This is a genomic window from Kitasatospora sp. NPDC057542 (genome assembly GCF_042801945.1).
Classification (GTDB): Bacteria; Actinomycetota; Actinomycetes; order Streptomycetales; family Streptomycetaceae; genus Kitasatospora.
Map to the genome: position 1 here is coordinate 16,368 of NZ_JBHVFE010000065.1, position 11,732 is coordinate 28,099.

11 protein-coding genes are annotated in these 11,732 nt (G+C 70.4%); 10 read left to right on the forward strand and 1 reads right to left on the reverse strand.

Annotation, left to right across the window (positions count from 1 at the left end; all coding sequences use genetic code 11):
- Nucleotides 1-114 precede the first annotated feature (114 nt).
- The gene (locus ACFU7Y_RS11500) at nt 115-1,704 is read left to right on the forward strand and encodes a methylmalonyl-CoA mutase (protein ID WP_224277923.1); all 1,590 of its coding nucleotides are present in this window, start codon (nt 115-117) and stop codon (nt 1,702-1,704) included.
- A 212-nt stretch (nt 1,705-1,916) separates the two neighbouring features.
- A complete protein-coding gene (locus ACFU7Y_RS11505) occupies nt 1,917-3,170 on the forward strand; it encodes an amidohydrolase (RefSeq protein WP_224277921.1) in 1,254 nt (417 codons plus the stop codon).
- Nucleotides 3,171-3,227: 57 nt separating this feature from the next.
- On the opposite strand, the gene ACFU7Y_RS11510 is transcribed toward ACFU7Y_RS11505, so the two are convergent.
- The gene (locus ACFU7Y_RS11510) at nt 3,228-3,500 is read right to left on the reverse strand and encodes a hypothetical protein (protein ID WP_224277919.1); all 273 of its coding nucleotides are present in this window, start codon (nt 3,498-3,500) and stop codon (nt 3,228-3,230) included.
- Between the two features lie 278 nt (nt 3,501-3,778).
- Between ACFU7Y_RS11510 and ACFU7Y_RS11515 the strand changes: the two genes are divergently transcribed.
- The 8 genes from ACFU7Y_RS11515 to ACFU7Y_RS11550 all read left to right on the forward strand — a co-directional run bounded on the left by ACFU7Y_RS11515 (nt 3,779) and on the right by ACFU7Y_RS11550 (nt 11,691).
- Nucleotides 3,779-4,834 carry a BMP family protein gene (locus ACFU7Y_RS11515; protein WP_224277918.1) on the forward strand — a complete coding sequence of 352 codons (1,056 nt, stop codon included), beginning with the start codon at nt 3,779-3,781 and terminating at the stop codon, nt 4,832-4,834.
- A 346-nt stretch (nt 4,835-5,180) separates the two neighbouring features.
- Nucleotides 5,181-6,707: an ABC transporter ATP-binding protein gene (locus ACFU7Y_RS11520; RefSeq protein WP_374119939.1), complete on the forward strand. Its 1,527-nt coding sequence runs from the start codon at nt 5,181-5,183 to the stop codon at nt 6,705-6,707.
- A gap of 3 nt (nt 6,708-6,710) precedes the next feature.
- Entirely contained in the window at nt 6,711-7,877 is a 1,167-nt protein-coding gene (locus ACFU7Y_RS11525) for an ABC transporter permease (protein ID WP_224277913.1), read from the forward strand.
- Complete coding sequence (locus tag ACFU7Y_RS11530) at nt 7,874-9,139, forward strand: ABC transporter permease (RefSeq protein ID WP_224277911.1); 1,266 nt, start codon at nt 7,874-7,876, stop codon at nt 9,137-9,139. Before ACFU7Y_RS11525 ends, ACFU7Y_RS11530 begins: the two co-directional genes overlap by 4 nt.
- Nucleotides 9,136-9,546: a cytidine deaminase gene (locus tag ACFU7Y_RS11535; protein WP_224277909.1), complete on the forward strand. Its 411-nt coding sequence runs from the start codon at nt 9,136-9,138 to the stop codon at nt 9,544-9,546. Before ACFU7Y_RS11530 ends, ACFU7Y_RS11535 begins: the two co-directional genes overlap by 4 nt.
- 96 nt (nt 9,547-9,642) lie before the next feature.
- Entirely contained in the window at nt 9,643-10,920 is a 1,278-nt protein-coding gene (locus ACFU7Y_RS11540; RefSeq protein ID WP_224277907.1) for a thymidine phosphorylase, read from the forward strand.
- Nucleotides 10,921-10,993: 73 nt separating this feature from the next.
- Nucleotides 10,994-11,350 (forward strand): type II toxin-antitoxin system RelE/ParE family toxin, encoded by a 357-nt coding sequence (locus ACFU7Y_RS11545; protein ID WP_380767579.1) that lies wholly within the window; start codon nt 10,994-10,996, stop codon nt 11,348-11,350.
- Nucleotides 11,347-11,691: a helix-turn-helix domain-containing protein gene (locus ACFU7Y_RS11550; protein ID WP_380767577.1), complete on the forward strand. Its 345-nt coding sequence runs from the start codon at nt 11,347-11,349 to the stop codon at nt 11,689-11,691. Before ACFU7Y_RS11545 ends, ACFU7Y_RS11550 begins: the two co-directional genes overlap by 4 nt.
- The last annotated feature ends 41 nt before the right edge of the window (nt 11,692-11,732 follow it).

Genomic DNA, 11,732 nt, shown 5'->3' on the forward strand with positions numbered 1-11,732 from the left:
CCCTGGGGCTCGTCGGTCGGTCGTTCACTCGATCATCTCAACCGCGTCGCCGCCCCGGCGGGCCGGTCGCGTCCTACATTGCGAGGACCCCGATCCCCAGCTCCGGAGGACCCCATGGCAACCGAGCCGCGCCGAGCCGAGTCGGGCTTCGAGATCGAGCCGCTCTACGGCCCCGAGTCCCTGGCCGGCTGGGACGCCGGCGCCCGGCTGGGCCGGCCGGGGGCGTACCCCTACACCCGGGGCGTCTACCCGACGATGTACACCGGCCGCCCCTGGACGATGCGCCAGTACGCGGGCTTCGGCACCGCCGCCGAGTCCAACGCCCGCTACCGGCAGCTGATCGCGGGCGGCGGCACCGGCCTCTCGGTCGCCTTCGACCTACCCACCCAGATGGGCTACGACTCGGACGCGCCGCTCGCCGCCGGGGAGGTCGGCAAGGTGGGCGTCGCCGTGGACAGCGTCGAGGACATGGCCGTGCTGTTCGAGGGCATCCCGCTCGGCGAGGTGTCCACCTCGATGACCATCAACGCGCCCGCCGCCCTGCTCCTGCTCCTCTACCAGCTGGTCGCCGAGGCCCAGGGGGTGGCGCCGGGTGCGCTCACCGGCACGGTCCAGAACGACGTGCTGAAGGAGTACATCGCCCGCGGCACCTACATCTTCCCGCCGCAGCCCTCGCTGCGGCTGGCCGCCGACGTGTTCCGGTACTGCCGGGCCGAGATCCCGCGCTGGAACACCATCTCCATCTCCGGCTACCACATGGCCGAGGCCGGGGCCGACCCCGTACAGGAGATCGCCTTCACGCTGGCCAACGGCATCGCCTACGTCCGCACCGCGCTCGCTGCCGGGATGGCCGTGGACGACTTCGCCCCCCGGCTCTCGTTCTTCTTCGTGGCCCGCACGACCCTGCTGGAGGAAGTGGCCAAGTTCCGTGCCGCGCGCAGGATCTGGGCCGGAGTCATGCGGGACGGATTCGGCGCCCGGGACCAGCGCTCGCAGATGCTGCGCTTCCACACCCAGACCGCGGGAGTGCAGCTCACCGCCCAGCAGCCCGAGGTCAACCTGGCCCGGGTCACCGTACAGGCGCTCGCCGCGGTGCTCGGCGGCACCCAGTCGCTGCACACCAACAGTTTCGACGAGGCGATCGCGCTGCCCACCGAGAAGGCCGCCCGGCTCGCCCTGCGCACCCAGCAGGTGCTCGCGTACGAGACCGACGTGACCGCCACCGTCGACCCGTTCGCCGGCTCCTACGCCGTCGAGTCGCTCACCGACGAGGTGGAGGCCGCCGCGCAGGCGCTGATGGACCGGATCGAGGAGCAGGGCGGCGCGGTGGCGGCGATCGAACGCGGCTACCAGAAGGGCGAGATCGAGCGCACCGCCTACCGGCTCCAGCAGGAGACCGACTCCGGCGCGCGGACGGTGGTCGGCGTCAACCGCTTCCGGTCGGACACGGAGGAGCCGTACCGGCCGCTGCGGGTGGACCCGGCGATCGAACAGCGGCAGGCGCGGCGGCTGGCCCGGCTGCGGGCCGAGCGCTCCGCCGGCGCCGTCACCCGGTCGCTGGACGCGCTGCGCCGCACCGCCGAGGGGGCGGGGAACGTGCTGTATCCGATGAAGGAGGCGCTGGCCGCCCGGGCCACCGTCGGCGAGGTGTGCGACGCGCTGCGCGGGGTCTGGGGGACGTACGCCCCGGTGGAGCGCTTCTGACGTTCCGATGAACGGCCGTCAACGGGCCGGTGCGGTGGAGAGCGTGGCGTCCGTGACCACCGGCCGGGGCGATCGTTGCACAGGTCACGCAACCCGGGGAAGGCGGCTGAAACGAGATGTCATACCCACCTGTCCGGCCGGTATGCACCCATCCGGGGACTAGTTTTCCGGAAGTCGGGCCAAATCCCCCCAACAGGCCTACGATTGGCGAGATGAACCGTCCTGAGCCCGCTCAGTCGGGCGCCACTCTCGCCCTCGCACGTCCCGCCGCCGAACTGCGCGACCGGGTCCGGGCGCTGGAGCCCGAGCTGATCGCCTTCCGCCGTGATCTGCACCGGCATCCGGAGCTGGGCCGCCAGGAGTTCCGAACCACCGGGCTGCTGCGCGACCGGCTGGTGGCCGCCGGCCTCGAACCCCGGGTGCTGCCGGGCGGCACCGGCATGCTCGTCGACATCGTCCCGCCCGGCACCGCCCCGGGTGCGGAGTTCCTGGCCTTCCGCGCCGACATCGACGCGCTGCCGATCGACGACGCCAAGACCGACGTGCCGTACCGCTCCTCCGTCCCCGGCCGGGCCCACGCCTGCGGCCACGACGTGCACACCTCGGTGCTGCTCGGCACCGGCCTGATGCTGGCCGACGCCGTCCGCACCGGCGAGCTGCGCCGCCCCGTCCGGCTGGTGTTCCAGCCTGCGGAGGAGGTCATGCCGGGCGGCGCGCTGGACGTGATCAAGGCCGGCGGGATGGCGGGCGTCGGGCGGATCTTCGCGGTGCACTGCGACCCGAAGGTGGAGGTCGGCCGGATCGCCCTGCGGGTCGGGGCGATCACCTCGGCCTGCGACCGCCTGGTGCTCCACCTGGACGGCCCCGGCGGGCACACCGCCCGTCCGCACCTGACGACGGACCTGGTCACCGCGGTCGCCCGGATGGCCGCCGACCTCCCGGGCGCGCTGGCCCGCCGGATGGACCCGCGCTGGGGCGTCAGCCTGGTCTGGGGGCGGATCGCCTCCGGCTCCGCGCCCAACGTCATCCCGCAGCACGCCGAGTTGGAGGGCACCGTCCGCTGCCTGGAGCTGGACGGTTGGCGCGAGGCGCCGGACCTGCTGCACGAGCTGATCGCCAAGGTGGCCGAGACCTACCGGGCCAAGTGGACGCTGGACTACCACCGCGGGGTGCCGCCGGTGGTCAACGAGGCGGTCTCGGTCGCCCGGCTGGAAGAGGCGATGAACGCCCGCTTCGGCCGGGACGGGGCGCAGGTGGTGGAGGGCACCGAACAGAGCCTGGGTGGCGAGGACTTCTCCTGGTACCTGGAACACGCACCGGGCGCCCTGGCCCGGCTCGGCGTCCGCGCGCCCGGCGACGCCACCGTCCGGGACCTGCACCAGGGCCGGTTCGACGTGGACGAGCGCGCGATCGGCATCGGCGTGGAACTGTTCTCGGCGCTGGCCCTGGAGGCGGACGCGCTCTAGCGAAGGGGGTGGCGCGGCCGGGGCCGCGCCACCCGTCGACGGTGGGGCCGCGCCGGATCAGCCCTCTTCGAGGTGCCACTCGCCGGAGTAGTAGCCGCCGGTGCTGATGGTCGCGGCCTGGCCGGCGTAGACCCAGTTGCTGGCGACCCACTGGCAGGAGCTGGTGTTGCAGAACTTCGCGACGATGCGATAGATGCCGCCGCCTCCGTAACACGTCACGTAGATGGTGTGGCCGTCCGAGGTCGAGGTGACGGCACCGCAGGTCACGCCGGTCGTCTGCGCACTCGCCACGGTGGAGCCACCGATGCCCAGGCCCAGGCCAACGACCATGGCGGCAACGGCTACGCTGGATGCGGTCCTTCGTATGAGAGCCATGACTGCCATTCGACTTGAATGCGCGCGATCAAGATAAGAGGGCTTTGAGCCAACCTGTCCACGCGCAGGTCACACTCCTATACGGGCTGCGGCGCTCGTTGTCGACAACGACACGAGACCACGTTTTGATAACAACCCATATGCGCCAGCGGCTCGTAACACAACCGTGTTCTACGCGCGTTACGGTGGCGTCCGACCACGCCAAACGGTTGCGTGTAGAAGGAGATATCCCCTTGCGCCGTTCAATGAAGCTCGCCGCGGTTGTGCTCTCGGGTTCCCTGGGCATGGCCTCGCTCGCCGCTTGCGGCGCAAAGAGCACCGACTCCTCCTCTGCCGGCTCGGGCGACGGCTCGCTCAAGGTCGGCATGGCCTACGACATCGGCGGCCGCGGTGACCAGTCGTTCAACGACTCCGCCGCCCGCGGTCTGGACAAGGCCAAGTCCGAGCTGGGCGTCTCCGTGACCGAGGCCGAGGCCAAGCCGGGCGAGGCCGAGGCCGACAAGGAGACCCGCCTCAAGAACCTGATCGACGCGGGTTACAAGACGATCGTCGCGGTCGGCTTCGTCTACCAGCCGGCGGTCAACAAGCTCGCCAAGGACAACCCGGACGTCAAGTTCGCGATCATCGACTCCAACGACAAGGAGCAGCCGTCCAACGTGACCTCGCTGCTCTTCGCCGAGCAGGAGGGCTCCTACCTGGCCGGTGTCGCCGCCGCGAACAAGTCGAAGGCCAAGCACGTCGGCTTCATCGGCGGTGTGCAGACCGAGCTGATCAAGAAGTTCGAGGCCGGTTACAAGGCGGGTGTGAAGTCCGTCGACCCGAACATCACGGTCGAGACCACCTACCTGACCACCCCGCCGGACTTCACCGGCTTCACCTCGCCCGACAAGGGCAAGGAGGCCGCGCAGGGTCAGCTCGACAAGGGCGCGGACGTCGTCTACACCGCCGCCGGTTCCTCCGGCAACGGCGCCATCGAGGCCGTCGCCAACGCCGGCAAGCTGGCCATCGGTGTCGACTCCGACCAGGCCAACCAGCCGGCCCTGGCGAAGTACAAGGGCGCCATCATGACCTCGATGGTCAAGAACGTCGACACCGCGGTGTTCTCGTACATCCAGTCGGTCAAGCAGGGCCAGAACCCGACCGGCATCAAGCTGTTCGACCTGAAGGCCCAGGGTGTCTCGCTCGCCACCACCGGCGGCAAGATCGACGACATCCAGGACAAGCTGAAGGCCGCCACCGACGCGATCACGTCCGGCGCCACCACCATCCCGACCGCGCCGGTCCAGTAAGGACCGCGCGTCCGGGACGCCGCAGCGCCTGCCGGCTGTCCGGCAGCGCGATGTGACGACACAGTTCACGGGAGGGGCCCGGCAGGGTGCGCTCAACGCGTACCCCCGGGCCCCGTTCCGTCCCCACGTTCCCCCTTGGCCCTCCGAGCGCAACGACGCGCCTCCAGACCACCAGGAGATCGCCATCACCGCATCCGACCCCGTCCCCCTGCGCAAGGACGGCACCCCCAGCGCGGGGACGGCGACACCGGCCGTCGAACTGCGCGGCATCACCAAGCGCTTCCCGGGTGTCGTGGCCAACCACGACATCAACCTCACCGTCCGCACCGGCACCGTGCACGCCCTGATGGGTGAGAACGGCGCCGGCAAGTCGACGCTGATGAAGATCCTCTACGGCATGCAGAAGCCGGACGAGGGCACCATCGCGATCAACGGCGAGCTGTGCGAGTTCAACACTCCCGGCGACGCCATCTCCCGCGGCGTCGGCATGGTGCACCAGCACTTCATGCTCGCCGACAACCTCACGGTGTGGGAGAACGTCGTCCTCGGCGGCGAGAAGATCCACGGCATCGGCGCCAAGGCGAAGGCGAAGATCAAGGAGATCTCCGACCAGTACGGCCTGGGCGTGCGCCCGGACGCCCTGGTCGAGGACCTCGGCGTCGCCGACCGCCAGCGCGTCGAGATCCTCAAGGTGCTGTACCGCGGCGCCAAGATCCTGATCCTCGACGAGCCCACGGCCGTGCTCGTCCCGCAGGAGGTCGACGCGCTGTTCGACAACCTGCGGGATCTCAAGTCCGAGGGCGTCACCGTCATCTTCATCTCGCACAAGCTGCACGAGGTGCTGGCGGTGGCCGACGCGATCAGCGTCATCCGGCGCGGCACCACGGTCGGCGACGCCGACCCGAAGTCCGTCACGGCCCGTCAGCTGGCCGAGCTGATGGTCGGCGCCGAGCTGCCCTCCCCGGAGAGCCGCGAGTCGACCGTCACCGACACGGTGATGCTCGACGTCGACGCGCTGCGGATCGCCAAGACCGACGCCGAGGGCATCGAGCGCGTCGTCCTGGACGACATCTCGCTGCGCATCCACAAGGGCGAGATCCTCGGCATCGCCGGTGTCGAGGGCAACGGCCAGGCCGAGCTGGTCGAGGCCATCATGGGCATGCTGCCGCTGAACGCCGGCACCGTCACCCTGGACGGCAAGGACCTCTCCGGTGCCCAGACCCGGGCCCGCCGCGAGGCCGGCATCGGGTACATCCCCGAGGACCGCCACCGGCACGGCCTGCTGCTGGAGGCCCCGCTCTGGGAGAACCGCATCCTCGGTCACGTCACCGAGGCGCCCAACTCCAAGGGCGTGCTGCTCGACCCGTCCGCCGCCCGCGAGGACACCTGGCGGATCGTCGAGGCGTACGACGTCCGCACCCCCGGCATCGAGGTCACCGCGGCCTCGCTCTCCGGCGGCAACCAGCAGAAGCTGATCATCGGCCGCGAGATGAGCCACCAGCCCAAGCTGCTGATCGCCGCCCACCCCACCCGCGGCGTGGACGTCGGCGCGCAGGCGCAGATCTGGGAGCACATCCGCTCCGCCCAGCGGGAGGGCCTGGCCGTCCTGCTGATCTCCGCCGACCTGGACGAGCTGATCGGCCTCTCCGACACCATCCGGGTCATCTACCGCGGCCGTCTGGTCGCCGACGCCGACCCGGCCACCGTGACCGCCGAGGACCTGGGCACCGCGATGACCGGTGCCGCCAGCGGCCACATCGAGTCCGAGCCGGAGGCCGTCGCCGAGGCGCAGGCCGTCGCGGCCGAGGGCACCGAGGCCGAGGCCGGGCACCAGCCCACCGACACCGCCGACGACCCGCAGGCGGGGGAGTAACCCATGACCAGTCCCAACCCCGCCGCGGCGAAGCCCGGCCTGGCGCAGCGGTTCAGCGGTGAGCGGATCACGCTCGCGCTGGCCGCGCCGGTGCTCGCGATCGTGCTGTCCGTCGCGATCTGCTCCGTCCTGCTGGCCACCTCGGGCAAGAACCCGTTCGACGCGTGGAACGTGATGATCACGTACGCCACCAAGTCGGACGGCCAGGTGAAGATCCTCAACCGGACCACCACCTACTACCTGGCCGCCGCGGCCGCCGCGTTCGGGTTCCGGATGAACCTGTTCAACATCGGCGTCGAGGGCCAGTACAAGGTCGCGGCGCTGTTCGCGGCCTTCGTCGGCGGCCAGCTCGACCTGCCGGCGTTCATCCAGATCCCGCTGCTGCTCATCACCGCGATGCTGGTCGGCGGTCTGTACGCGAGCATCGCCGGTCTGCTGAAGGTCTACCGCGGCGTCAGCGAGGTCATCTCGACCATCATGCTGAACTCGATCGCGACCGCGATCGTCGGTGTGCTGCTCGTCCCGGGGATCTTCGCGCCGAAGGTCAGCGGCACCAGCAACTCGATCCAGACCAACCCGGTCTCGCAGTCCAGCCACTTCTTCTCGATCGAGACGGACGGCGGGAAGCTCTGGGGCTTCCTGATCGTCGCCGTCGTGGTCGGCGTGGTCTTCCAGTTCGTGCTGACCCGCACCCGCTTCGGCTTCGACCTGCGCGCCACCGGCCGCTCGGAGAGCGCCGCGACGGCCTCCGGCGTGAACGTCAAGAAGATGGTCGTCATCTCGATGGTCGTCTCCGGTGCGATCGCCGGTCTGATCGGCCTGCCCGAACTGCTGCAGAACTCGTACTACTTCGGCCAGACCTTCCAGCCCGGCCTGGGCTTCCTGGGCATCTCGATCGCCCTGCTCGGCCGGAACAGCCCGATCGGCATGGCCTTCGCGGCGCTGCTGTTCGCCTTCCTGGACGCCGCCGGCTCGGTGCTGCCGCTGCCCCTGAACGGCGAGTTCCCCTTCGAGATCGTCGACGTCATGAAGGGCACCATCGTCATCTGCGTCGTCGTCGCGTACGAGCTGGTGCGCCGCTACGGCCTGAAGCGCCAGCAGCAGAAGGTCGGCGCCGAGCTCGCCGCCCAGGCCGCCGCGGCCGCTGAGAAGAAGGAGGTGTCCGCATGAGCACGGCCACCGCTGCCCGTCCGAAGGCGTCGGGCGCGCCCGCGAAGAAGTACAAGCTGTCCTGGCCGGTGGTGCTGCTGCTGATCGCGGGCGCCCTGGTGCTGTTCTCCGCCGTGGGCATGGCCACCGGCAACCACTCGCTGACCTCCTCCGGGCAGGTCACCGCCGCGCTCGGCGCCGCCGTGCCGATCGGCATGGCCGGTCTGGGCGGTCTCTGGTCCGAGCGGGCCGGTGTGGTCAACATCGGTCTCGAAGGCATGATGGTCGCCGGCACCTTCTGCGGCGCCTGGGCGGGCTACCTCGTCAACCCGTGGGTCGGCCTGCTGGCCGGCATGGCCGGCGGCGCGCTCGGCGGTCTGCTGCACGCGCTCGTCACCGTCACCTTCGGCGTCGACCACATCGTCTCCGGCGTCGGCATCAACCTGCTGATCCCCGGCATCTGTGCGTACGTCAACCGGATCTACTACAAGGACTACGTCTCGGTCGGTGCCGGCCAGAACCAGTCCCCGCCGGCGGACCCGCTGCCGTACATCACCGTCCCCGGCCTGTCCTCCGGGCTGAAGGGCATCGAGGGCCACCACTGGTTCTTCGTCTCGGACGTCGCGGGCGTGCTCGGCGGCCTGGTCACCAACATCTCGGTGGTCGTGCTGCTGGCCGGTGCGCTGATCGTGGTCAGCTACTTCGCGCTCTGGCGCACGGTGTTCGGCCTGCGGCTGCGCTCCTGCGGTGAGAACCCCACCGCCGCCGAGTCGCTGGGCGTCAACGTCTACAAGTACAAGTACCTCGCGGTCGTCGCCTCCGGTGCCTTCGCCGGCCTCGGCGGTGCGTACCTCTCGCTGGTCGCGGCGCACTTCTACAAGGACGGCCAGACGGCGGGCCGCGGCTTCATCGGCCTCGCCGCGATGATCTTCGGCAACTGGATGCCCGGCGGCCTCGCCATGGGCGCAGGCCTGTTCGGCTTCACCGACAGCCTCCAGCTGCGCGACCCGGAGTCGGTGCACGTGCTGATCCTGATCGTCGGCATCGCGCTGATCCTGCTCGCGCTCTGGCACCTGTACCGCCGCAAGTACGTCTCGACGGCGCTCACCGTCGCGGCGGCCGCGGGCCTGCTCTGCTGGTACGCGTTCACCGACGAGGTGCAGCGCCCGCTGATCGTCGCCACGCCGTACGTGATCACCCTGGTGGTGCTCTCGCTGGCCTCGCAACGACTGCGGATGCCGAAGGCGGACGGCCAGATCTACCGCAAGGGCCAGGGCAAGTGACCGCGCCCGTTCCTCCGGCGCCGTCCGTGATCGACTGGGAGCTGCTGCGCACGGCGGCGCGCGAGGCCATGGGCCACGCGTACGCGCCGTACAGCAGGTTCCCGGTCGGTGCGGCCGCGCTGGTGGACGACGGCCGGGTGGTCACCGGCTGCAACGTCGAGAACGCCTCGTACGGGCTGGGGCTGTGCGCCGAGTGCGGGCTGGTGTCCGCGCTGCACTCCTCCGGCGGCGGCCGGCTGGTCGCCTTCACCTGCGTGGACGGCGCCGGCGAACTGCTGATGCCGTGCGGGCGCTGCCGCCAGCTGCTGTACGAGCACGGCGGGCCGGGGCTGCTGATCGAACTGGCTTCGGGCGTGAAGCCGATGAGCGAGGTCCTGCCCGACGCGTTCGGGCCGGAGCGGCTCTAGCCTCTCTGTTTGTTACGCGCGTAGAGTGTCGCGAGTGGGCCGGAACCCGGTCATCTCGCGACACTCTTCGCTTTTGAAACCCCTCTTGGAGCACGCATGGACGCCATCTCCGTCATCAGGACCAAGCGCGATCGCGGAGAGCTGAGCGACGCTCAGATCGACTGGGTCATCGACGCCTACACCCGCGGTGAGGTCGCCGACGAGCAGATGTCCGCGCTGGCGATGGCGATCCTGCTGAACGGGATGCAGCCGCGCGAGATCAGCCGCTGGACCGACGCCATGATCCGCTCCGGCGTCCGGATGGACTTCTCCTCGCTGCCGCTGCCCACCAGCGACAAGCACTCCACCGGCGGCGTCGGCGACAAGATCACCCTGCCGCTCGCCCCGCTGGTCGCCGCCTGCGGCGCCGCCGTCCCGCAGCTGTCCGGCCGCGGCCTCGGCCACACCGGCGGCACCCTGGACAAGCTGGAGTCCATCCCCGGCTGGCGCGCCCTGCTCTCCAACGAGGAGATGATGGACGTGCTGCGCGGCGCCGGCGCGGTGATCTGCGCGGCGGGCGACGGCCTCGCGCCGGCCGACAAGAAGCTGTACGCGCTGCGCGACGTCACCGGCACCGTCGAGGCCATCCCGCTGATCGCCTCCTCGATCATGTCGAAGAAGATCGCCGAGGGCACCGGCGCGCTGGTCCTGGACGTCAAGGTCGGCTCCGGGGCGTTCATGAAGAACCTGGACGACGCCCGCGAACTCGCCCGCACCATGGTCGGCCTGGGCACCACCGCCGGGGTCAACACCGTCGCCCTGCTCACCGACATGTCCACCCCGCTCGGCCTCACCGCGGGCAACGCGCTGGAGGTCCGGGAGTCCCTGGAGGTGCTCGCCGGCGGCGGCCCGGCCGACGTCGTGGAGCTGACCCTCGCGCTCGCCCGCGAGATGCTCGCCGCGGCCGGCGTGCAGGGCAAGGACCCGGCGGACGCGCTGCGCGACGGCTCCGCGATGGACCACTGGCGCCGCATGATCGCCGCCCAGGGCGGCGACGTCGACGCCCCGCTCCCGGTCGCCCGCGAGCAGCACGTCATCCCGGCGCCCGCCTCCGGCGTGCTCACCGCGCTGGACGCCTACGCGATCGGTGTCTGCGCCTGGCGCCTGGGCGCCGGCCGCGCCCGCAAGGAGGACCCGGTGCAGGCCGGCGCCGGCGTCGAGATGCACGCCAAGCCCGGCGACACCGTGGTGGCCGGCCGGCCCCTGCTGACCCTGCACACCGACACCCCGGAGCGCTTCGACTACGCCGTCGAGGCCCTCGCCGGCGGCATCGAGGTCGCACCGGCGGGCACGGCCTTCACCCCGAACCCGATCGTGCTGGATCGCATCGCGTAGTCATGCGATTGCGCCGTGTGCGGCAGCGTGCTCCACGCTGCCGCACACGGGAGTTGACCGCTTCACGGTCGAGATCGAACCTGAGGTCCGTGACCGGCTTGTCGCGCTTCCGGCGCGGCACTATGCCAGCGTTGAGGATCACGTCGATTACTTGGCAGATCATCCGACGACGCTTGGCGAGCCGCTCTCGCGTCACCTGGGCGGGCCATTGCGTGGGCTTCGCTTCGATCTGGGGCGCGTGGCCACGGGAGTCACTTACTGGCTCGCTCCTGAGCGCCGGATCGTTCTGTTGACGGTGTTCACCAAGACGCGGATGAGGGAGACTGCTCAGGTCACCCGGGCGCTGTGGGCCCAGAAGATCTGCGAGTCTGAACACGAGCCCGCCCACGAAGAGTTCAGCCGGATCGTCCCGGAAGGAAAGCTGCGATGAACCACTCCCAGTGGAAGACCCGCCGCACACGCCAGCTGTTGGGTGAACAGGTGGAGGAGAGCCCGGAGATGGCTGCGTTCCGGCGGGAAATGCGCTATGCCAGGGTGTTCGGGCAGGCTCTCTACGATCGCCGCACCGCGCTGGGTCTGTCGGAGGCGGAGGTGGCTCGTCGCGCCGGCATGACCGAGGAAGACATCGAGTGCATCGAGGGCGCCGGTACCGTGCCCACCTTGCCGCTGCTGGAAAAGCTGGCGGTGGCTCCGGAGGCTGAGCTGGACATCCACGTGGTGCCTGGCACCGATTCGGAGCCGGAGCTCCGCTTCCAGGCGCCGGCCGCCTGAGCACGCGGAAGAGCCCGTATCCGGTCGACCGGATACGGGCC